The sequence below is a fragment of the Sphingomonas hominis genome, assembly GCF_013328205.1.
In the GTDB taxonomy this organism is placed as follows: Bacteria; Pseudomonadota; Alphaproteobacteria; order Sphingomonadales; family Sphingomonadaceae; genus Sphingomonas; species Sphingomonas hominis.
In genome coordinates this window covers 139,844-161,105 of record NZ_JABULH010000003.1, presented here as the reverse complement: position 1 = coordinate 161,105, position 21,262 = coordinate 139,844, and the positions used below count along the sequence as shown (strand labels likewise).

Sequence of the window (21,262 nt, the reverse complement as noted above, 5' to 3'; positions counted from 1 at the left end):
CCCCTTTCCTTGATGTCACTACGGACAGCGCAAACCCACTATCCGAGCCATAGTTTCCGCACAAGCGATCAAAATAGCCAAGTGTGGCACACAAGACACAGTTTCACTCAGCCGATCAACCCGTGCGCGCGCAATGCAGTCAGGATCGCGCGCACCGCGCCGCGTGCTTCCATGTCGACGGTTCCGCCGCCATCGGGCGTCGCAATCGGGGGTTGTCGCGCGCCGATCACCTGCTCTCCATCGATCACGATCGTGCGTGCCCGCACCACGCCGTCTTCCCACCGATCGTGGAACGTCACCCGCCGCCCGTCCGCAATCGACCAGGCCGAGAGCCCTGGTGTAGCGGCAACGAAGCGCCATCCGCCGTCGGTCCAGCCGGCAATCGCGTGCGCGTTTCCGACCCACTCGCCAACGGGTGCCGCGCCGACGATCCAGCATTGCCCCGGCTGCGGATCGACCGGCGGCTCGTCGACCCCGATCGCCTCGACCGCCGCCGCCGCGACGATGTCGATCAGCGCAAGTGCTTCATTGTGCGTCTGTTCCTTGGCAGTTTGGCCGATGTGCAACACCGGCAGGCGCAAGCGCGGCGTTTGATCCTCAGTCATGATTGGTTCCCTCGCGTGATGATGACCTCGGGCGAGCTGGCGACGGTGCCGACCTGGCTGATCGCGACGCGTACTCTGGCACCCGCGCACTCGTCGCGCGACACGGCGGTGGCGGGTTCGTCGGTCAACAGCACTCGCGTGCCGAGCGCGCTGGTCACCGCCACGCGATACCGTTCGCGCTCCTCGCCCAGCGGCACGTCGCCATCGTCCCAGCGCCAGCCCAGCCGGCTGCGCCGCACCCAAGTGACCCGCGCCCCGCCGTCCGCCAATGCGTGCCAGCGCAGGTGAACCGGAGCGAGCGGCGCGACCGAGCGTCCGGTCAGCGTCGTGTCCGCAACCACCGGTCGATCCACGTCACCCACGCCGCGCACGCCCACGCGCACCCGCTCACCGATCCGCAGCGCCACGTCCGGCACGAGCAACGAGTCGCGATCGAGTGCCCCGAAGCGTGTTCCCGCCGCATGCGCCTGCGCGACGCTGCCGTTCATGCCTCGACCCAGCAGCGACAAACGCCAGCGCGCCGGTGCGACCTGCACGGCTTGCGCGAACTGGATCACCTCGTCGCCGAGCAGTGCCAGGTTCGCACCCCGCGCGCGCATCGCCGCATCGGCGCTCTGCAACACCATGCCGTCGTGCAGCAGCGCCACCTCGACCACGCCGGCGCGGTCGATCAGCGTGGCACTGCCGCGGCGCACCGCCGCCGACGTGACGCCCATCACCACCGCCGCCGCGGTCGTACCGAGCGGCTCCCACGTCGCGCCATTGTCGCGGCTCACCTCCACCGCCGCCTGCCGCCATCCCGGCGCGTCACCCGCCGCCGCCACCGCGATGCGCGGGCGCGTCCACGCTTCCTCGCCGGTCGGCGGCACTTCGAACACCGCGACGACCGATCGGCCAACAACCGAGTCGGCGCTGAACAGCACCTGCCCGGCGTCGGCGGTGCGCGGCGCCACGCCCGTGGTGACCGGAACCAGATCGAGCGACAGCCGCATCGCTTCCACGCTGCTGCGTGTGACCCGCCACACGCGGAAATCGTCGCCGACCCGCACCGCATCGCCCGGCTGCACCGCGATCGCGCGCGCGTCGGCCGCGACCTGCCGCGCCTCGCGCATCCGCTCGCGCCCCAGCAACGTCGACAGCGCCAGCGCTTTTGCCTGCGATGCCGGCAACGCCGCCGCGACCGCCAGTTCCTCGCCACGCGCGCCCGCACCGCTGCGCACCGCGCGCTGCACGCCGATCTGGTAATCGCGCGCGGGATCGTAATGCGCGACCTCGACGCTCGCCGGCACCCGGTCGATCGGCTGCCGCGTGCGCGACACCGTGCGCGCATCGAGCAGGATCGGCGCGGCAACGCGGTTGGCCAGCATGACGCCGCGCCCGCGCGCCGCGAACCACCCACCGCACAAACTCGCCAGCGTTTCGGCCGCGCCCGCGACCGTGTCGCCGCTCGCCGCGAAGCCGTGCACCGGATCGTCCAGCCCTTCACCCAGCAGTGCGCCGCCGCCGATCGCGCGCGCGATCCCGCCGACACTCACCGCGCCCTCGTCGGCGATCACCTCGAAGGTGAGCGACGGTATCCGGTTCCCGAAGTCTGCCAGTTGCAGCATCTCGAACACGGCGTAGGCGATCCCGCGATGCGCCGGCGCGACCTCGCCGCCCACCGCGCTTGCGACCAGCGGATCGGGCATCTGCGCCTCGTCGCCCCGGTGCAGCCGGAACCCGGTCTGCGTTTTCCAATCGCCCGCCGCACCGCGCAGCAGCTTGCCGTCCGCCCAGATGCGGCCCACCGCCGTAATCGGCCGCGCCGACAGGGCGACCGCGAACGACGCGGCATAGCTGTAGCTGGTGGTGCTTCCCTGCCCCTTGCCGCCGCGCGTCGTGCCGCGCTGCTCGATCAGGTCGGTCGCCCAGATCACGCATCCCGCCACGCGCATCCGCCCGAACACCTTTGGGATCTGCGTGCCGTAGCTCGACGTCTGCACCTTCAACTCGGCCAGCCGCGGTCCTTGTCGGCCCTTGGGCGCGAGCACGCGGGCATCAACTGCCTGCCCGGCGATTGCGCCCAGCGCCGCGCCAACCGGCCCGCCGATCACCCCGCCGACCGTCGTCAGCACCAATGTCGCCACGATTGTCCCTCCCCTTCAAGCGGTTCTCGACCGTGTCGAGCTACCGTACGCCCGCTCCCGGCGGCATGCTGTCGATCCGGTGCGGCGTCGCTCGCTTGCCGTTCACGTGCCGGCCGTACACTACCGTCGTGTAGGTGACCCAACCCGACCGACCGCGCTTAGCGCTCGTTCCCCGCGACCCGCCACGCCGCGACGATCGGCCAGCCGAGCGCACCGGGCCGCTCCACCACGCGCCGCAAGCCGGCGTCGGCGTGGACTATTCCACCGTCGGTGCGCACCGCGACGTGCAATTGCGTCGCGTCAATCCGCAGCAACAGCACGTCACCCGGTGCGTCACCGGCGCAGCGCACCACGCCACCGGGCTCGTCGTCCACAACCCACCGTGCGGAGCGCAACGAATAGTCGCCCCGTACCGCGACACTCACCCCCGCCGCGCGCAGCGCCGCCACCGCCACCCCGACGCAGTCGAGCCCCAGCGCCGGATCGCGCCCTTGCGCGCGGAAGCGTACGCCGACCAGCGCGCGCGCCGCCGCCGCGACCTCGTCCCCGGCCGTCACGCGCCCGGGTACCGCGTCAACAGGTCGATGCCGGGCAAATACGGCTCGCCGCGGAAGTTCACCGCATTGCCGAACCGTTCCGCACAGGTCGCGATCCGCTTGTCGCACCCCTCGACCAGCTCGACCAAGGTGCCGGCCACCACCGCGAACGCCGGCACGGCGCGCAGCCTCACCGCCGCACCATCCGAATCGAGGATCGCCCCCATAAGCCCGGCATTCTCCCCACCCAGCCAACGCAGCCGCCCGTCGCTGTACGCCCCCGCACTCGGCTCCACCGTGTCGAGCGTCAGCACCGCGTCCTCGGCTATCATCACGCGCGCGAAGCGCCGCCGCCCCGCCATCGGCACGCGGCAGCGCCGGTCACCCAGCTCGGCGCGGCACTCGGGCGAGGTCGCCTCGGTCACCGGTCGTTCCAATCGCGCCGCCGCCCCGCGCAACTCGGCCGAGAAGGCGCCGCCGCGCACCTCCACCTCACCGATCGTCCCCTCGCCCAGTGCGATCGGTGCGGCACCGGACACGCTCCAATCGACCGCGCTCATCGCCACGCGCGCGCCGTCCCACCGACCGGCATCGAGATCGACCTCGGAAATCGCGGCCGCGTGCAGCGCACCGCGCGCGTCCATCGTGTCCGCGTCGAGCCCTTCCGCGCGCACCACCGCCGACGGCGTCATCCCAGGCGCCGCACGATAGGTCACGCCCGCCACATTCAGATCACGATCATGGTCGGTCAGCGCCAGCGTCACGCCATCACGCCGCTCGACCAGCCAGCACAGCGCCAGCGTCGACAATTGGTCGCTCATGCCTCGCGCACCTCGACCAGCGGCACCGACGCCGCCTCGCCCGCGAGATAAGTCGCGCGCGACACGCGCAACCGATCCTCCGCGAAACGCACCGCCACGTCGAAATCGAACGACGCGGTGACGATCGCCCCCTTCGCCGGCGCCACGTCGAGCATCACCCACCCGCCCGGCTCGACCGTGAAGCCCTGCGTCGCGCGCCCGTCGACCGACACCGAAACACTGCCCGCGACCGGCCGCGTGATCCGCCGTTCGGCATCGGCGTAGCGTTTCACCAGCGCGAAGCCGCGCGTGCGCGCATCGCCGACCCCGATCGTCTCGCCCATCGCATGGTGGTCGAACGGATCGCGCAACCGGAACGCGCGCGCCGGCCCACGCCGCGCACGAAAGAACGCGAGCAGTGCCGCCACGTCCGCCTCGCCCCGCACGCCCGGCCCAACGTCGTAGGCCGTCCGCGCCCCGTCCCAGCGCGCGCTGCGCATCTCATACCCGCCCGCACCCTCGACCACGTCGGTCGAGAACGCCGGCGACACCTCCGCCTCGCGCCCCAGCGCCAGCGGAAACGCCACGTCGTCGAACGCCTGCACCCCGTCCTCCCCCTCGATTGCCCACACGATCAGCCCGTCGCGCATCACCTGCGGCAGCGCCCACAGATATGCCGCGTGCACCCCGCGCGCCCGCGCCGCATCCGCCGCCGCGACAATCGGCCGCCACTGCGCGCGTTCCTCGGGCCGCAGCACGAAGCCTGCGAAATATTCCTGCCGCTCCACCGGATAGTTCAACCGCGCTACGGCCGCGGCCGCTCCCGCCGCGCTCGACGCGGTGTCGCCCGCGGTCACCCAGTCGTAATCCTCCAACTGGAGCACATCGAACGCCGGGCTAGCCCAGCCCACCGGCATGTTCATCCGCCGCGCCTCGGGCGCCGCGCGGTCGAGCACGGTCGGCAGATACGCCAGCAGATAGGTCTCGCACGCCGGCTGGTCGCTGCGCACCGCCGCCACCAGCGCCGCGGTCGACGCCGCCAGCATCGCACCCGCGCGGTCGAGCGTGGCGCATTGGCTCGCGTCCAGCGCGCCACGCACGCTCGGCACCGCCACCGGTGCCAGCGCCGCCACCACGTGCTCATCATACAGGCACGGCCGCCCGTCGGGCATCGTCCACCACCACGGCTCGCCCACCTGGAACTTCGGCTGCAGCCCCGCCGCGACGCCGATTGCGACGAACGCGCGCGCGACTTGGTGCAGATACGCCATCGCCGCCGCGCACGCCGGTGACAGCAGCGTCGACGGCGGCACCCATCCGGTCAGCGCCGGGCTTCCATCCGCCGCGCGCTGCTTCCAGCCCTCCGGCGCGTGCGCGTCGAACAATTCGTAGCTCAGCGACCAGATCACCGCGTAGCCGAGCACCCGCGCCCGCCGTGCGAAATCGGCGTGCCAGGCCGCGCACGCGACGTTCAGCACGCCCTCTTCCGATGTCACCACCCCGGCGGCGAGCCGGAAATAATGGCTCATCCCCACGTAATGCGTGATCGCCCCGCGATAGCCGAGCTGCAACGCATTGCGCAGCAACCGCGCCGGCGTCAGGTGATAGCTGTCGTCATAGCCACCGCAGATGCGCAGCCCATGTTCGGGCACCACCACGTCGCCGATCGCGATCACGCTGCCAGCACCCTCGCAGGCGATCGCCGTCAGCTCGACCCAGCCCTCCAGCGGTGCGGGCAGTTCGCCGCCGCCCGCGTCGTACCCCGGCGCGACCAGCGACACGAACATGCGGTCGATGTCGCCCGCCCACACCGGGTCCGCCTCGCCCGGCAGCAGGAACCCGCCGTCCAGCCGCGCAAAGTCGATCGCCACCGCCGCGTCCTCGGGCGTCCCGGTCGCGTAATTCCACAACCGCACGTACCAGCTCCGCGGCTCACCCGCGGCATCGCGCCCCTCGATCGTCAGCACCGGCCCGTTCACCGCGTCGAGCGGCAACACTCCACTTGATCGCCAGCGGAACGACAATCGGCAGTCGCGATAATCGCGCACCGTCTCATACCCCAGCAACGGGTGATCGTGCGCGTCCACGCTGTCCCAGATCAGCCCCGCCAGATCGTCGCGCCGGTAGAATACCGCGTCCACCCTGAGCGCGTCCGGCGCCGTCGTCGTCACCGCCGCCATCATCGGCCGCGGAAAATTGACCGTCCAGAACACCGGGTCGAACCGCGACACCAAATCCGCGGCCTGCTCGCCGCGTTCGGCGTGCAGGTGAAATCCCATCACCGTCATCCACCCCCTCCCTGTTTGACCACGTTCCACACAGAGCCGGGCAGGCCGCACCGCCCGCATCCGAGCCCGCCGACCGCTCACATCCCCGACATGAGAAGACCCCGGGCTAGGTCAGCCCCAACACATCCCGCGCCGATCGTCTTGCCGACCAACACTCGTCGACCAGCACCGCGCCACCTCGACCCGCGCCGAGCCCGCCGCGACGATCCGCTGCTTCGGCCGAGCAGCACCTGGGCCGCACCCAGGCCAGCGCAGCAGTCGCCGCACCTAACCCGCTTCCTCCAGCGCGCGCCTGACCGCGCGCGCGACCTGCCGGCTCGATCGCGCCATCGTCTCGGGCGCTGCGCCGGCGGGCGCGTTGATCGTGATTGCCACGCGCACGTCACGCCCGCCGCCGCCGCCGCCGCCCGCCACCACCTGCCCGCTGCTGGTCGGCACGAACACCTCCGGCCCGCGCTCCCCCACCACGTACGCGCGTCCCGGCGACACCGGCCCACCGGTCGCGCGTCCGGGCAAACCCGCGACCCCCAGCAACCCCGACAGCAAGCCGCCGCCACCGCTGCCGGGCCTGCTGATCCCACCCAGGCTGCCGATCCCTGCCGACACCGCCGCCCGCGCAATCTCCGCCAGCACCGACAGCGCCACGCCGCGCAGGTCGTCGAACCCCAGCTTTCCCGTCCTGACCGCGCGCGCCAGCGCCGTCTCGACCGCGCGCCCGGCGCGGTCCGCCCCGGCCGCGAATGGCCCCTCCAGCGCGCCCCGCATCGCGCCCACGTCGCGCGCGAACCCGGCGGTGTCGGCGCGCACGCCGATCACCAATCGCTCGATTTCCTCATCCATCCGGATATTGCTCCCGCAATCGCGCCAGCACGCCGCCGTCCGCCGCCTCGGCCTGCGCGTTCCCCCTGACTGCCTCGACCAGCGCCGCTAGCTCGTCCGGCGTCGCGCGCCAGAACGCGTCGGGCGACCAGCCCCACGCCACCCCGGTCAACCCCGCCAGCCGCCGCGCGGCGTGCGCGAACGTCGCGCGCTCCGTCGCCACCTATCGCCCCGCCAGCACCTGCCGCAGCAGCATTCCAAGCACCGGCGTCGCCGCCGCCAGCCCGGCCGCCGCCACCGCCTCGCCCATCCGCTCGCGCGTCACGCCCGCGGGCACGTCGTGGCGGCAATGCCAGAACAGCCCCACCATCTCGGCCAGCGTCATCCGCCCCTCGGCCGCACGCTCCACCAGCGCGAACAGCGACCCCAGTTCGCCTTCCGCCGCCACCAGCGCGGCAAAGGTCGGCCGCAGCACGACCTCGACGCCCGCGACGCGCAACGCCGCCTCACCCCGCACCGGGTTCGCCGCCCCGCTCACGCGCTCACCACCTGACCAGAGCTTTCCAGCGCCAGCGTGTAGCTGCGCTCGCCATTGTAATCCCCGGCATAATCGAGCCGGGTGACCAGGAACCGCCCCGTCATCACCTCGCCGCCCTCGAACGTCAGCCGGTAATCGTCGATGACACCCGACAGCGCACTCGCCTTGATCCGCATCTCCGCGGCCGAGCCGGTGAACACGCCCGCGCCCGACACGCTGACGCTGCGCACCCCCGCGCCCGACAGCAACTCGCGCCATCCGCTCGAGTCTTTGGACGTCACCGCCACTGCCTCGCCGTTCACCGACAATTGCGTGGTCCGCAATCCCGCCACCGTCCGATACGCCACCGGACTGCCGCCATCGCCGACCTTCAACAGGAACGCCGACCCCTTCTCCACCGCCATCTGATTTCTCCTGTTTGAACGTCCTCGCCGCATCCGGCGCGAGCACAAAAGTCCCTCGCCCCTCCGGGGAGAGGGAGGGAGCACCGCAGGTGCGGAAGGGAGAGGGGTCGCCCGGAAGCACCCGTCGCCCGCAAACCGCCCCGCATCGCCTCACCAGCTAATTAGCGGCGACCCAGTTTCCCGCCGCAATCGCACCCAATAAGCGCAGCGTCGTCCACCCGAACCACGCAGGCACCACCCACCCGCACAAATCCCGAGCAAAGCCCGCCGCCGACCCCGCTCCCACGCGACGCGCCCGCGCACCTATCCCGCCAGCACCCGCACCCGATGATCCACCATCGCCGCCCAGGCGCCCTTGCCGCTCGCCACCACACTCGACCGCAGCAGCACCACGCTCGCCACCCGCCAGCCATCCAGCTCGCGCGGCAGCGCCGCCACCGCTGCCTCGACTTCGCCGGCGAGTGTCTCCACCCGCGCCGGACTGTCGCCGCGGTCGCGCACCGTCACCGCCACGCGCAACTCGCGCCCGACCGCGTCCTTGGTGCCCCAGTCGCTCGCGGCCACGTCGCCCAGCACCACGAACGGCGCCGCCGCGCTCACGCCCGCCCCCTCCCACACGCCGTTGATGCCGCCGACCATCCGCAACCGCGCCAGCACGCCCGCGCGCACCGCCGCCACCGCACCCGCCCCGCTCACCGCAGCCACCCGGCAAGGTCGTGCAACCGCGCCTCCTCCACCCGCCGCTCGTGCAGCACCACGTCACTCACCGCCACACGCCCCTCCCCTCCCTCGGCCACGAAGCCCGGCACGCCGCGCCACCACGACGCCAGTCGCGCGGCCACCGCACCTGGGCCAACCGCCCTCACCGCAGCCATCCCTCGACATCGCGCAATCGCGCCTCATCCAGCCGCCGCGCGTGCAAGCCCGCCCCGCTCACAACCACGCGCCGGTCACTTTCCTCGACTGCCACGCCCGGAACATCACGCAACCGCGCCGCCAGCCGCGCCACCACTGCCGCCACCGCCCGCGCCGCGCGCCGATCGGCCGCCACCCGCGCACGCGGCTCCAGCGCCGCGCTCACGCCCGCACCGCCTGCGCCAGCGTCATGCGCCGGAACGGCCGCCACAGCGCGGTCACCGCCACCGGCACCGGCTTGGCCCCACCGCGATCCTCGAACAGATGCGCCCCGAGCATCGCCACGCCGTGCCGCACCGCCGCCGGCAACCCCGCCCAGTCCTCGCTCATGCCGGCGCGCGCGATCACGCTCGCCCGCCGCCCGACCCGCACCCAGCCGAGCCCGGCTGCATCCACGTCGACCGCGTAATCCGCGATCGGCAGCGCGGTCCCCACCGCCGTCACCGCCGTGATCGCGCTGACCGGCCCGATCGGCAGCAGCTGCCACCCCACGCTCGCCTCCACCACCGCCGACACCTCGCGCGCGATCAGCACCTGGCTCAGGAACTGCTCCGCCACCCCTAATGCCGTCTCCGCCATCGCGGCCACCAGCACGTCGTCATTGTCCAGGCTCGCGCGCAGCAGCACCTTCACCGCCGCCACCGCGCCCGCCCGGTCCGCCCCGACCAGCGTCACCGCACCGAGGCCGTTCAACCCCACCTCCGCCGTTTCCGTCATCTCGCCTCCTTTCCCGACCATCCGCCCGCGCGCCGGACGCGCGGCCTCGGATCGCCCGCGCGACACGATCGGCGCGCCCCTCAGCGCGGCCACTATCCCCCGAGATCAGCGCAACGGCCCGCTCACCGGTCAGCGTCCTGATCGCCACGCCCGCCCCACCGTCAGACGGACGCGGCGATGCCGCGCCCGCTGCCCGCCGTGGCGACTCCTTGGATTGCCTTGGCAATCCAAGGGCGCCCGCATGTCACGCGGCGGCGAACTTCATCAGCTTGATCGCCTCGCTGTTCGAGACGCACCCGCCGACGCGTTTCGTGGCGTAGAAGGTCACGAACGGCTTGTTCGAATACGGATCGCGCAGCACGTTGGTCTCGCTGCGTTCCGTAATCAGATAGCCCGCGCGGAAATTGCCGAACGCGATCGACAGGCTGTTGGCGGCGATGTCGGGCATGTCCTCCGCCTCGACCACCGGATAGCCGAGCAAGGTCGCCGGCTGCCCGCTGACCAGGCTCGGCTGCCACAGAAATTGCCCGTCGCTCGTTTTGAACTTGCGGATGCGCGCCATCGTCGACGCGTTCATCACCCACGTCGCCCCCTGCCGGTACGGCGCGCGCAAGGACTGCACCAGGTCGATCAACCGCTCGGGCGCGCCGGCGCCGAAATCACCCGCCGCCCCGCTGGCGAGATGTTGCAGCGTTCCGAAGCTGCGCGTCGCGTCACCCGCGTTGCTGGTCGGCGATTGCAGAAACCCGCGCGGCCGGTTGACCCCGCTGCCGTTCACGAACGCCGCGCCCTCCGCCTTGGCGAACTCGGCCGCGATCTCGCCCGCCAGCCAGCCTTCGACGTCGAACAAGGCATCATCCAGCATCGCCTGACTGGCCGACGGGTTGGCGTACAGCTCCCCCATCGGCGGCGCGATCTCGGCGAACACCGGCGTCGCCGTTCCCGGCCGCGCGTCCGCCTCCGCCGCCCAGCCCGACGGCGTGCCACCCGTCGTCACCAGCTTGCGATAGCCCGCCGAGCCCACCTCCACCACGCTCGCGATCCCGCGGATCGGGCTCGCCGATTTGAGCGTCGCGTCGATCACCGCGTCGATCTCCTTGGGGATCGCGAAGCCCCCCGCATCCCCGGTCACCCCGGTGAACGCCTTGGTCTCGATCACCGCGCCCGACCTGACGAAACCGTCGAACGCACCCGCCACCGCACGCGCACCGTCCAACACCGGCCGCACCACCACATCGTTCATGCTTATTCTCCCACACGAAAAACACCCTGCCCGCACACGCGAACGAGGCCACCCGGACGTGGCCCCAGCCCCGCCCGAACCGAAATTGTTGATACGGAGGGCACCCGCCCCACCCTCGTCATCCCAGGCTCGACCCGGGATCCCGCTTCTTCTCGCAACCGCTCCGAACCCAGCCGCGAGAACCGGTCGCTACACCGCGCTCACCCGCTCCACCCGCGCCGCCGGCTGCATCGCCACCGCGACCAGGCTCACCTCCGCCAGCTCGGCGCCCACGATTTCGCGCCACACGCCCCGCCGCACCGCCCGCGCGCGGTACCCGACCGACAGTCCGGCAAGCGCCCCGCCAGCCACCGCCCGCGCGACGCCCGCATCCTCCACTACCGCCACGACGCGCAGGCCCCGCGCATCCTCGCCGATCGCCTCGATCCGCCCCACCGCCTGCCCGCGATGTTGCACCAGCAGCGGCACGCACGCGACGTCCGCGAACGCGCCGCGGCGCACCACGTCGCCTGCGCGATCGACGCGGTCGAACACCGCGGCATAGCCCTCGACGCGGATCACTTGACCCACTCCCCCACTCCCAACTTCAGGGCCCCCAGCTTCACCGCCAGCCCGAGCAGCAGCAGCGCGCACGCCATCCGCGCCACCCACGCGACCAGCGCCTTCCACGCCGATCGTTTCGCGTCGCGCCACGCTTTCAGCAACTCACGCAGCTCCGCCACATCCGCGCCCGCACCATCGTCGGCGAGGCCGAGCCGCGTCAGCGCGCGCGTCGCGCCCAGCTCGCCCGCTTCCTCCGCGATCCCGCGCAGCGTCGCCATGTCGGCCCCGCGCTCGGCACCTTGCGCCAGCAACTGCGCCAGAACGGCGCCCGCACCCGCGCTCATGCCCAGCCCACCATCTGGCGCTTCTCGTCGCGCGTGATGAACTCGGCCGCCGACACCATCCGCCACAATCGTTCGCGGTCCTCGACCAGCACCGGCACCATGTCGAGGTCGACCTCCAGCACCGCCTCGCCGAACCACCCGGCCAACCCGTCGCGCAACGCGCCCAGGATCGCACCCGCCAGCGGCAGCACGCTCAACCGCCACAATGCCTTGTTCGCTTCCTTGTAGTTCGCGTGCGTGCTGTCGCCCGGCAGCCCGAGCAGCATGGAGGGCACGCCGAACGCCAGCGCGATCTCGCGCGCCGCCGCCGCTTTCGTCGCCACGAAATCCATGTCGGCGGGCGAGAGGCTCATCGCCTGCCATTTGAGCCCTCCCTCCAGCAGCATCGGCCGCCCCGCATTGGCCGCGCCCTGGAACCCCGCCTCCATCTCCTCCTTCAACCGCGCGAACTGCTCCGCCGACAGCGTCGCGCCATCGCCCGCATCGTACACCAGCGCGCCGCTGGGGCGCGCCGCATTGTCGAGCAGCGCCTTGTTCCACGCCGCCGCCGCATTGTGGATCGCGATCGCCCCCGATGCCGCACCCAGGCAGCCGAGCCCGTAATGGTCGTCGACCGGGTTGAACGCGCGCAGGTGGATCACGCTCTCCGCCGGCAAGCGCGTCACCCGCTCCGCCACCGTGTAGCGATATGCCGCCGGCCAGCCTTGCGCGTCCGGCTCCACGGTCACCCGCTCGGGACGCAGCGCGAACAGCTCGGCGGGCCGCCCGTCCTCACCCAGCCCCAGCTGCACGAACGCATTGCCGTGCAGCAACATCTGCGCCGCCACCGTCTCCAACAGCCCACGCTGCGTCACCAGCGCGCGCAAGCCATCGTCCCCGACGTTCAGCGGCGCGCGCGCCACGCTCTCCGCCAGCAGCTTCACCGCGCGCTGCGCCACCGCGTTGCGGCAGTACCCCGCACGCACCTGTGCCTCATATCCTTGCGGCCACTCACCGGACGCGGCGCGCACCCCGCCACCCAGCACCCGCGACAACGCCGGACGCGACCCCTCGCGCCCGGGCTTCCACCCGAACCATGCCATCTGTCTGTCCCCTATTCCGTGAGCCGCGACGCCCCGCACGCCTGCCCGCGCAGCGGGTGGAGAAACACCACCGCCGCCATCTACCCGTCACCCCGGGCTCGACCCGGGATCCCGCTTCTCAGCGACCACGCGAGCACCGTCGCCGAACCTGCGCGTCGCGCCGCTACCCCAACACCCTGACGCTCGCCTCGCCCCGCGCGCCCAGCATGAGCGCGCTCAGCGCCCATACGCACGCGTCGGCGCGGTCGGGTGATCGGCCCGGCCCCTCGTACCCGCCGCCCGCCTGCAATCCCGCCAGCTCGTCCTCCAGCGCCGGGAACGCGCCCGCGTGCCACACCCGCCGCGTTTCGTAGAGCGCCGCCACCGGCTCCGCGCGCGCCGCCTTGCCGCGGCTCGCGTGCACCAACGTTACGGCCAAGCCAGCGTCGACGGTACGCAGCACGTGCCCGACCATGTCGCCGCCCTGGTTCTTCTCCGCCACCACCCGGTCCGCTCCGTGCCGGGCAGCGCACCCCGCCACTGCGCGCGCCCAATTCTCGGGCGAGGCACCCGCGACGCTCGCATCCTCCAGCACGTAGCCGCAATCGTCGACGCCCAGCCCCGCCGCGACGATCCCGCACGCGTCGCCCCCGGCGCTCGCCGGCGGGTCGACCCCTACCACCACGCGCCTGAGCACCGGCACCCGCCTGGGCGTCACCCGCTGCGCGTCGAGCAGCGCGCGCGTCCACAGCGCAGCCACCACGTCCGCCATCATCTCGCCCTCCAGCTCCTGCCGCCCCAGCCGCGTGCCGCCGTACGCCGCCTCCATCGCGCTCACGAACCGCGCGGGCAGGTGCGGGTTGTCGCGCGTACGCCCGCGCGTCTCGACCGTGCCCGGTGCCGCCATCACCTGCCGCATCAGCTGCGTGGTGCGCGGCGTCGTCGTCACCAGCGCGCGCGGATCATCCCCCAGCCGCAGGCCCATCAGCAGGTTGTTCCACGCCTCCACCCCCTTCCACTTGCCCAGCTCGTCCGCCCAGGCGAGGTGATGTTCCGGCCCGCACAAGCCTTCGGCCGCCGCCGCCGAATAGACCGTTGCCACCGCGCCCGACGGCCAGCGCACCTCGCCGCGCGCCGGTTTCCACACCAGCGGCACATCCGCTCCCGCCACCGCGATCACCCCGCTCGGCCCCTCCACCATCACGCGCCGCGCGTCCTCGATCGTCGCGCCGACCAGCGCGACGCGGATCGCGCGCGCCTTGGCCGCGGCATTGACCCATTCCGCCCCCGCGCGCGTCTTGCCGAACCCGCGCCCCGCGCGGATCAGCCACACCTGCCAGTCGCCCGGCGGTGCGAGCTGCCCGTCGTGCGCGCGCAAGCGCCACCGCTCCGCCAACTCGCGCCGAAACCCGACCGGCAACTTGCTGATGATCCGCTGCCGATACGCCGGCGACAGCTGCGCCAGCCGCTCGACCGGCGACGCGTCGCCGCTCTCCGTTGCCCCGCTCCCCGTCGCCCCGCTCCCGCCGCTCATCGCGCCATCTGCCGCTCGAGCGTATCGAGCAGCGCGGTCAGCCGCGCGTCGGTGTCCGCCTCGCTCGGCCGCGGCTGCCGGATCGCGCGCTCGCCCCTCACCGCCCCGGCGTAGCGGTTGAGGATCGCCAGCACGAAGCGCAGGTCCGCCTCGCTCGCGCGACCCGCCGCCAGCGCCGCCGCCGGGCTGCGCGCGATCACGTCGCGCGCGACGTCGCTCTCGCCCGCCGCGCCGGGATCGACCATCACCGGCAACCGCTCCAGCGCGTAGCGCAGCGCCTCCGCCTCCAACCGGTCGTACCCGCTCGCCAGTGCCGCGTCCCAGTCCGCGGCAAAGGCGGGATCACGCCGCCGCGTGTTATAGATCGCGCTTCCGCACACCCCGCTTGCGTCGGTCGCCAGCTTAACGTTGCACGTCGCCGCCAGCACCTCGATGAAGCGCGCACGACCGGCCTGGGAAAAGCCGTTGCGCTTCACGCTCGCGCGCTGCACCGGCCGCAACTTTCCCCCGCGCAGCACCAACGCGCCGCCCGCCCCCTTCTCGTCCATGTCTGCTCTCCCCCTCGCCCATCCGCACCGCCCGCGCCCAGAGCGGTTCCCAACCAACCACCTTCGTCATCCCGGACTTGATCCGGGATCCCGCTGCCTTCTCTTGCACTGTCCCAGAAGCGCGACCCCGGACCTGATCCGAGGATGCCGAGAGAACGCGCGCCACGCTGGTCGCGAAACGCGCCAAACGACGCCCGGAGCCCATACCCGCCCCGGCACAGCCGCACGGCCGCCACCCGCGCCCGGCGCCCGGCGCCCCGAACGACGAAGGGCCGGCGCGGCGGAGTGCATCACCCCGGCCGCCCGGCCCTTTCGTCACCCGATCGGGTGTCACACCATCTCGATGTTCCTGTTTTGTACACAAACAGCGTCACGCTGTCAAGCCGCTTCTCGCATCCTCGTCATGGCAGCATCCGGACAGCGCCCCGCCTTCAGTCATTCGCCACCAACAACATGCCCACACTTCGCGCATCCCGCGCGCGAACGACATCTGCTCGAACGTCGCCGCGTCCAACGGCTTGCCGAACAGATAGCCCTGCCCCTCGGTACAACCGAGCTTCTCGACCAGCGCCGCCTGCTGCTCGGTCTCGATCCCTTCGGCGATCACGCACAGGTCGAGCGCGCGGCCGATGCTCGCCACCCCCGATACGATCGCCACGCTGTGCGGCTCGCGCTCGATATCGCCGACGAAACTGCGATCGATCTTGAGGCGCGACAACGGAAAGCGCTTCAATGTGCTGAGCGAGGCGTAACCGGTGCCGAAATCGTCGAACGCGATCGATACGCCACATTCGTGCAACTGCCGCAGCGGCTCCAGCGCCTCGTCGTCGTGGCGCAGCACGATCGTCTCGGTGATCTCCAGCTCCAGATCCTGCGGCCGCAACGCGTGGCGCTCCAGCGTCGCCGCCACCACCTCGTTCAGCGTCCCAGCCTCGATCTGCGCGGCGAACAGATTGACGCTGATCCGCTCGAGCGCCAGTCCCTTGGCGCGCCACGCGACGAGCTGCCGGCACGCTTCGTCCAGCACCCAGCAACCGACGTCATACGCCAGCAAATGCTTCTCCAACGCCGGCAGGAACGCGCCGGGCGCCAGCAGCCCGCGTCGTGGATGACGCCAGCGCAGCAGCGCCTCGGCCCCGATCAGCCGCCCGTCGGACAAGCAGACCTGCGGCTGATAGACCAGCTCCCACTCGCCGCGCGCCTGTGCCTGCAACAGCTCGTCGTTGAAGGCACGCCTGGCCGCGAGCTGTTCCTCCATCCCGGCGTTGAACAGGCGAAACGTCCGACCGCCCGCCTTTTTCGCGTCCAGCAGCGCCAAATCTGCACGGACCATAAATTGCGCAGCATCGGCACCGTGCAACGGGGCCACCGCCACGCCGATGCTGAAAGCGACGTTCAGATTGCGTTCGCCCACCGCGAACGCATCCTTGGTCGCCGACAACAATGTTCGCGCCACGTGCGACACGCGGATCAGGTCGTCGCCGGGCAGCAGCACCGCGAAACTGTCGCCGCCGACGCGCGCGAGCGCGGCATCGGCCGGGATCATCGCCAACAGGCGCACCGCGACCATCTGCAGCAACAGGTCGCCGGTGGCGTGCCCCAGCGTGTCGTTGATGACCTTCAATTCGTCGAGGTCGAGCACGATCAGCGAAGCCGCGCCACCGTTCTCGCACTGGGCGCGCAGCTTCTCCTCGAACCCGTGACGATTGGGCAGCCCGGTCAGATTGTCGTGCGAGGCCATGTGCTGCAACGCGGCCGCGCGTGCGCGGCGCTCGGTGATGTCCTGCAGATTGGCGCCGATCTCGACACCCGCCGGCCCCTGCCACACAGACACCGACAATTCGACCGGGAACTCGGAGCCGTCCGCGCGCAACCCGACCACCTCGACGCTCTTGCCCGACAGCGTCGACGCGCCGCCCGCGACGACCCGCGACAGCCCGTTGACGTGCGCGGTGCGGAACCGTTCGGGCATGATGCGGGTCAGCGGCTGGCCGATCATCTCATCCGCCGAATAACCGAACATCCGCTCGGCCGCGGCATTCCACAACCGGACGCGCCCATCCGCACTCGCCAGCACCAGCGCCAGCGCGGTTGCGCCGGCGAACCCGTCCGCGGTCGCGAGGTTGAGCGTGCTGCGCCGCGTCTCCAACCGGTCGGTGACGATCGCGCCCAGCCGCTTGAGCAGGTCGATCTCGCCCTCGCCGAAATCGTGAACCGGTTGGTCGCCCAGCACGCAGAACGCGCCGAGCCTCATGCCCTCGGCATTGATGAGCGGGACACCGGCGTAAAATCGGATGTGCGGCGCATCGGTGACGAATGGGTTCGAGCGAAAACGCGCGTCCTGCGCGGCGTCCGCGATGATCAGCGGCTCCGTGCCCTGGATCGTGTGCGTACAAAAGGAGAGGTGGCGCGGCGTGCTGCCGGGTTGAAGTCCCTGCGCGGACTTCGTCCACTGCTCGTCGTCGCCGATCAGGTTCACCGCGCACATCGGCAGCTTGAGAAAAGCGGAGCCCAGTGCCGTTAAACGGTCAAACGTGTCTTCCGGCGCGGTTCCCATCACCCCGTAATCGGCGAGGCATGCGAGTCGTTGCGCTTCGTCCAGCGTCATATCACTCCCTAACGAGCAATGGCTCCATTGCGGAGGTTCTGGACGAGTAGCGTGTGTATCCGGTTAACAATTACCCGCTTAAATCATAGACATTGGTCGCGGTTCTGCTGCGACTGACGGCCCTTCGCCTGTTGAGCCGATGCCTGTTTCGGCAAAAGTTCTCGGTCGTGGACGAAAACTGCTTGGGCTCGCGCCGCTTGCCGCACGCCCGAGTCGCGCGGTCCACCCGTTCCACGAAAAAGCGCGCCGCCCGCAACCGGGCGACGCGCTCCTGCTTACGTATTCGACAGGGCAATTATGCCGTGCGCGTGCCTGACAACGGGAAGCTGCCGAACGCGCCCGCGCCGACTTGGCCGGTCACGGTGTCGCCGTTGATCGTCGCGCTGCAATCCAGCGTCATCGGCATCGGCGAGGTCATCTGCTGCTTCCACTTCAGCGTGTCGCCCTCGACCTCGCCCGACACGTCGGACGCGCCCATCGCGCCCGATGCCTGGCCCGAGAAGCTGTTGCCCTCGGTCTTGACCGTCAGCGTCAGATTCTGGTCGCCCAGCGGCGACTTCACCGTGCAATCATAGGTGCCGTCGAGATTGGCCATCTTGCTCTCCTTTGCGAAACCGTTTCGAATGTCGCTCAACGCGGCACCGCGCCGCGCGTTGCCGGCGCGGCTGATCGACCGCGCCCATCATCACCGCGCGGCGGCCGCCCCGCTGCTTTGCGCCGTGCTGACAGCGGGCGCGCCGGTCGGCGACACCACCGATGCGGCGGGCATCACCTCCACCGGCAGGCCGACCGCGCCCAATTGCGGCTGCACCACGCGCGCGTCGCCGACCACGACCCACACGAACTTGTTTGGATCGATCGCCGCCCTGGTCGCCGCATTGACTTGGGGCAGCGTCAGCGCGCGATACTTCTGCGTGATCGTCGCGTAATAATCGCCCGGCCGCTTGTACAAATCATTCTGCTGCATGGCGTTCAACACATCCCCCGCCGTCTCGAAATCGCCCGACAGCGACCGCGTCGCGCCGTTGATCGCGCGGTCGAACTCCGGCTGCGTCATCGGCTGCTGCCCGACATAGCCCGCGATGTCGCCGCGCATCGCCGCGATCGAGGGGCCGGTCTGGTTCGCCTGCACCGGCGCCTGCACCTGATAGGGTGCCGCCATCTCGTAACGGCGGAAGCCGCCGAACGCGCCGTAGGACCAATGCTTGGTCTCGCGCAGGTCCATGTTGATGCGGCCCAGGAAGCTGCCGCCCAGCGCGTCGTTGCCGACCTCGACCGGCAGCAGCTCGTCGGTGCCCTTCAACCCTGTCGGCGCGCCTGCGACGATCAGCGACTGCGGGCTGTCGGGCCGGTCGATCAGCACGACGCGCGGGCGGGTCGCCTCCGTTACGCGCGGAAACGCCTTCTGCCCCGCCGCACCGCTCGCGCGCCAGTCGCCGAAGCGCTGCTCCATCACCTTCCGGATCTCAGGCAGCGGCCGGTCGGACACGACGAAGATCTTGGCCTTGTCGGGCCGCAACCACGCCTGCTGAAACGCGACCAGGTCGGCGCGCGTCAGCGCCTGCACCGCACGCGGATCGCCCGACCCCTGCGCCTTGGCATAAGGCGAATTGGGCGCGATCAGCTTGGGCAGCACGCGCCGCGCCAGCCCCTCGGGACTGGTCAGCTCCTGCTGGATCGCGGTCAGTTGCTGCGTCTTGACGCGCCCCAGCTCGCCTTCGGGGAAAGCGGGCGCGCGCGCCACGTCGGCCCAGATCTGCGACGCCGCCGCCAGATTGGCACTCGGCACCCGCAGCGACAGCGTGGTCCGGTCGGCCGAGCTCCCCGTCCCGATCGACGCGCCCAGCCGCTCCTTCGCCTCGACGAGCGCGACCGAGTTGAGCTCTCGCGTCCCCTCGTCGATCATTGCCAGCGTCAGTGCCTGTGTGCCGAGCTTGTCGGCCACATCCGCCGCCACGCCCGCGTCGAAGCTCAGCACCGCCTGCGTCATCGGCACGGTGCCGCGCTGCGCGTAGACCAGTTCGATCCCGTTCGACAGCTTGGCGCGCTCGACCTTGGGGAAGCTCAATCCCGCGACCTGGCCGACCGCGGGCAGCGGCCCGCGCGTGCCCTTCGGCGCCTGCTCAGGGGCGGCCGCCACCTGCACCGCGGGCGGCACCTTCGCCTCGGCATAAGCGTCGCGCTTGCCCGGCACCACCGACACCGAATAGCTCGGCCGCGACAGCCACTTGTCCGCCGCCGCCTTGACGCTCGCGGGCGTCTGCGCCGCCAGCCGGGCTAGCTGTTTCTTGTAGTAACCCGGATCGTTCGAATAGAGCGCCCCCTCGGCCAGCGCCACCGCCTTGCCGCCGAACCCGCCGACCGACTCGAGCCCGCCGATCCGCCGCGACACCGTCTGCGTCACGTAACGGTTGACCTCGTCCGCGCTCGGCCCGTTCTTCAGGAACTCGGCCAGGATCTCGTCCATCCGCCTTGACACGACCGCCGGATCGGCACCGGGGCGCACCACCGCGGAGATGCTGAACGTGCCGACCTGGGCGAAGCTCTCATTCTCCGCCGACACCTGCACGGCCAGCTTCTCGCGCTTGACCAGCTCGTTGTCGAACCGCGAACTCTCCAGCCCGCCGAGCACGCCTGCCGCCACGTCCAGCGCCTCGGCCGCATCGTCGTTCAACCCCGGCACCGCCCAGGTCTTGACGATCAGCGTCGCCGCCACATTGTCCTTGATCACCTCGCTTGACGGCCCCGGCAACGCCGTCGGGATCGCGGCGGCGGGCGCGACGCTCTTCGGCCCCGCAGGGATCGCGCCGAAATACTTCTCCACCAGCCGCTTGGCGGTCGCGACATCGACGTCGCCCGCCAGCACCAGCACCGCATTGTTCGGCCCGTAATGGTCGCGGAACCAGTCCTTGACCGTGGTCAGCGTCGCCGCGTCCAGGTCCGCCATCGACCCGATCGTCTCGTGCCCGTACGGGTGCGACGCGGGGAACAGCCCTTCGTTCAACTTGTAGCGCAACAGGCCGTAGGGCTGGTTGTCGCCCTGGCGCTTCTCGTTCTGCACCACGCCGCGCTGCTCGTCGAGCACGCCCTGCGTGATCGCGCCGGTCAGATAGCCCATGCGATCGGATTCAAGGAACAGCGCACGGTCGAGCGCCGCAGTCGGCACCGTCTCGAAATAATTGGTGCGGTCGTAATAGGTCGTGCCGTTCGAGTCGGTCGCACCGACCTGCTGCAACGGCTCAAAGAAGTCGCCCGGCGCATTCTCGCTGCCGTTGAACATCAAATGCTCGAACAGATGCGCGAAGCCAGTCTTGCCCTTGGGCTCGTGCTTCGACCCCACGTCGTACCACACGCTCACCGCGACGACCGGCGCCTTGCGATCGGTATGCACGACGACGTGCAGCCCATTCTTCAGCGTGAACTGCTGATACGGAATGTCGATCGCACTCACCAGCGACGACACGGGTGCGGCGGCGGGCGCTGCCTTTGCGGCGGCAGTCGCAGTCTGTGCGAATGCGGGCGAGGTAAAGCAGACGGCCGCGACGCCGGCGGCGAGGAACGACTTGAGCAAGGGTGGCACGCTCCGTGATGGTGTCTTGCGCCAGCATAGCGACCGCCCGACGCGCGGCAATG

General features: G+C 71.0%; 22 protein-coding genes. All 22 read right to left on the bottom strand.

Annotation, left to right across the window (positions count from 1 at the left end; genetic code table 11):
• Positions 1-107: 107 nt before the first annotated feature.
• A complete protein-coding gene (locus HRV97_RS09160) occupies positions 108-605 on the bottom strand; it encodes a DUF2793 domain-containing protein (protein WP_174193964.1) in 498 nt (165 codons plus the stop codon).
• Positions 602-2,731 (bottom strand): GTA baseplate fiber-binding domain-containing protein, encoded by a 2,130-nt coding sequence (locus tag HRV97_RS09155; protein ID WP_174193963.1) that lies wholly within the window; start codon positions 2,729-2,731, stop codon positions 602-604. The genes HRV97_RS09160 and HRV97_RS09155 overlap by 4 nt, the downstream gene beginning before the upstream one ends.
• A gap of 158 nt (positions 2,732-2,889) precedes the next feature.
• Positions 2,890-3,288 (bottom strand): peptidoglycan endopeptidase, encoded by a 399-nt coding sequence (locus HRV97_RS09150; protein WP_174193962.1) that lies wholly within the window; start codon positions 3,286-3,288, stop codon positions 2,890-2,892.
• The gene (locus HRV97_RS09145; RefSeq protein ID WP_174193961.1) at positions 3,285-4,088 is read right to left on the bottom strand and encodes a DUF2163 domain-containing protein; all 804 of its coding nucleotides are present in this window, start codon (positions 4,086-4,088) and stop codon (positions 3,285-3,287) included. Before HRV97_RS09145 ends, HRV97_RS09150 begins: the two co-directional genes overlap by 4 nt.
• On the bottom strand, positions 4,085-6,346 hold the full coding sequence (locus tag HRV97_RS09140) for a DUF2460 domain-containing protein (RefSeq protein WP_174194145.1): 2,262 nt from the start codon (positions 6,344-6,346) through the stop codon (positions 4,085-4,087). The genes HRV97_RS09145 and HRV97_RS09140 overlap by 4 nt, the downstream gene beginning before the upstream one ends.
• Positions 6,347-6,622: 276 nt before the next feature.
• Positions 6,623-7,195: a tail tape measure protein gene (locus tag HRV97_RS09135; protein WP_174193960.1), complete on the bottom strand. Its 573-nt coding sequence runs from the start codon at positions 7,193-7,195 to the stop codon at positions 6,623-6,625.
• Entirely contained in the window at positions 7,188-7,397 is a 210-nt protein-coding gene (locus HRV97_RS09130; protein WP_174193959.1) for a phage tail assembly chaperone, read from the bottom strand. Before HRV97_RS09130 ends, HRV97_RS09135 begins: the two co-directional genes overlap by 8 nt.
• The gene (locus HRV97_RS09125; RefSeq protein ID WP_174193958.1) at positions 7,398-7,712 is read right to left on the bottom strand and encodes a GTA-gp10 family protein; all 315 of its coding nucleotides are present in this window, start codon (positions 7,710-7,712) and stop codon (positions 7,398-7,400) included. It abuts the gene before it with no gap.
• Entirely contained in the window at positions 7,709-8,116 is a 408-nt protein-coding gene (locus HRV97_RS09120; RefSeq protein ID WP_174193957.1) for a phage tail tube protein, read from the bottom strand. The genes HRV97_RS09125 and HRV97_RS09120 overlap by 4 nt, the downstream gene beginning before the upstream one ends.
• A 303-nt stretch (positions 8,117-8,419) precedes the next feature.
• Positions 8,420-8,821, bottom strand: coding sequence for a tail completion protein gp17 (gp17, locus tag HRV97_RS09115; protein ID WP_343044471.1), 402 nt, complete (start codon positions 8,819-8,821; stop codon positions 8,420-8,422).
• A complete protein-coding gene (locus HRV97_RS09110) occupies positions 8,809-8,982 on the bottom strand; it encodes a hypothetical protein (RefSeq protein ID WP_174193956.1) in 174 nt (57 codons plus the stop codon). The genes gp17 and HRV97_RS09110 overlap by 13 nt, the downstream gene beginning before the upstream one ends.
• Positions 8,979-9,197 (bottom strand): hypothetical protein, encoded by a 219-nt coding sequence (locus HRV97_RS09105; protein ID WP_174193955.1) that lies wholly within the window; start codon positions 9,195-9,197, stop codon positions 8,979-8,981. Before HRV97_RS09105 ends, HRV97_RS09110 begins: the two co-directional genes overlap by 4 nt.
• Complete coding sequence (locus HRV97_RS09100) at positions 9,194-9,748, bottom strand: head-tail connector protein (protein ID WP_174193954.1); 555 nt, start codon at positions 9,746-9,748, stop codon at positions 9,194-9,196. The genes HRV97_RS09105 and HRV97_RS09100 overlap by 4 nt, the downstream gene beginning before the upstream one ends.
• A 244-nt stretch (positions 9,749-9,992) precedes the next feature.
• Entirely contained in the window at positions 9,993-10,991 is a 999-nt protein-coding gene (locus HRV97_RS09095; protein WP_174193953.1) for a phage major capsid protein, read from the bottom strand.
• A 189-nt stretch (positions 10,992-11,180) separates the two neighbouring features.
• The gene (locus tag HRV97_RS09090; RefSeq protein WP_343044470.1) at positions 11,181-11,561 is read right to left on the bottom strand and encodes an HK97 family phage prohead protease; all 381 of its coding nucleotides are present in this window, start codon (positions 11,559-11,561) and stop codon (positions 11,181-11,183) included.
• Positions 11,549-11,878 (bottom strand): DUF6127 family protein, encoded by a 330-nt coding sequence (locus HRV97_RS09085; protein ID WP_174193952.1) that lies wholly within the window; start codon positions 11,876-11,878, stop codon positions 11,549-11,551. The genes HRV97_RS09090 and HRV97_RS09085 overlap by 13 nt, the downstream gene beginning before the upstream one ends.
• Complete coding sequence (locus tag HRV97_RS09080; RefSeq protein ID WP_174193951.1) at positions 11,875-12,960, bottom strand: phage portal protein; 1,086 nt, start codon at positions 12,958-12,960, stop codon at positions 11,875-11,877. The genes HRV97_RS09085 and HRV97_RS09080 overlap by 4 nt, the downstream gene beginning before the upstream one ends.
• Before the next feature lie 163 nt (positions 12,961-13,123).
• Complete coding sequence (locus HRV97_RS09075; RefSeq protein ID WP_174193950.1) at positions 13,124-14,473, bottom strand: DNA-packaging protein; 1,350 nt, start codon at positions 14,471-14,473, stop codon at positions 13,124-13,126.
• A complete protein-coding gene (locus HRV97_RS09070; RefSeq protein WP_174193949.1) occupies positions 14,470-15,021 on the bottom strand; it encodes a hypothetical protein in 552 nt (183 codons plus the stop codon). Before HRV97_RS09070 ends, HRV97_RS09075 begins: the two co-directional genes overlap by 4 nt.
• Before the next feature lie 370 nt (positions 15,022-15,391).
• Positions 15,392-17,629, bottom strand: coding sequence for a putative bifunctional diguanylate cyclase/phosphodiesterase (locus HRV97_RS09065; protein WP_174193948.1), 2,238 nt, complete (start codon positions 17,627-17,629; stop codon positions 15,392-15,394).
• A gap of 295 nt (positions 17,630-17,924) precedes the next feature.
• Positions 17,925-18,224, bottom strand: coding sequence for a hypothetical protein (locus HRV97_RS09060; protein ID WP_174193947.1), 300 nt, complete (start codon positions 18,222-18,224; stop codon positions 17,925-17,927).
• 90 nt (positions 18,225-18,314) lie between these two features.
• Positions 18,315-21,200 (bottom strand): M16 family metallopeptidase, encoded by a 2,886-nt coding sequence (locus HRV97_RS09055; protein WP_174193946.1) that lies wholly within the window; start codon positions 21,198-21,200, stop codon positions 18,315-18,317.
• Between the last annotated feature and the right edge of the window lie 62 nt (positions 21,201-21,262).

What these genes read in the sequence shown, in the direction of transcription:
- HRV97_RS09160 (WP_174193964.1), bottom strand. Translation starts at nt 605, where the DNA reads ATGACTGAGGATCAAACGCCGCGCTTGCGCCTGCCGGTGTTGCACATC.
- HRV97_RS09145 (WP_174193961.1), bottom strand. Translation starts at nt 4,088, where the DNA reads ATGAGCGACCAATTGTCGACGCTGGCGCTGTGCTGGCTGGTCGAGCGG.
- HRV97_RS09140 (WP_174194145.1), bottom strand. Translation starts at nt 6,346, where the DNA reads ATGGGATTTCACCTGCACGCCGAACGCGGCGAGCAGGCCGCGGATTTG.
- HRV97_RS09135 (WP_174193960.1), bottom strand. Translation starts at nt 7,195, where the DNA reads ATGGATGAGGAAATCGAGCGATTGGTGATCGGCGTGCGCGCCGACACC.
- HRV97_RS09120 (WP_174193957.1), bottom strand. Translation starts at nt 8,116, where the DNA reads ATGGCGGTGGAGAAGGGGTCGGCGTTCCTGTTGAAGGTCGGCGATGGC.
- HRV97_RS09100 (WP_174193954.1), bottom strand. Translation starts at nt 9,748, where the DNA reads ATGACGGAAACGGCGGAGGTGGGGTTGAACGGCCTCGGTGCGGTGACG.
- HRV97_RS09095 (WP_174193953.1), bottom strand. Translation starts at nt 10,991, where the DNA reads ATGAACGATGTGGTGGTGCGGCCGGTGTTGGACGGTGCGCGTGCGGTG.
- HRV97_RS09085 (WP_174193952.1), bottom strand. Translation starts at nt 11,878, where the DNA reads ATGAGCGCGGGTGCGGGCGCCGTTCTGGCGCAGTTGCTGGCGCAAGGT.
- HRV97_RS09080 (WP_174193951.1), bottom strand. Translation starts at nt 12,960, where the DNA reads ATGGCATGGTTCGGGTGGAAGCCCGGGCGCGAGGGGTCGCGTCCGGCG.
- HRV97_RS09075 (WP_174193950.1), bottom strand. Translation starts at nt 14,473, where the DNA reads ATGAGCGGCGGGAGCGGGGCGACGGGGAGCGGGGCAACGGAGAGCGGC.
- HRV97_RS09070 (WP_174193949.1), bottom strand. Translation starts at nt 15,021, where the DNA reads ATGGACGAGAAGGGGGCGGGCGGCGCGTTGGTGCTGCGCGGGGGAAAG.
- HRV97_RS09065 (WP_174193948.1), bottom strand. Translation starts at nt 17,629, where the DNA reads ATGACGCTGGACGAAGCGCAACGACTCGCATGCCTCGCCGATTACGGG.
- HRV97_RS09060 (WP_174193947.1), bottom strand. Translation starts at nt 18,224, where the DNA reads ATGGCCAATCTCGACGGCACCTATGATTGCACGGTGAAGTCGCCGCTG.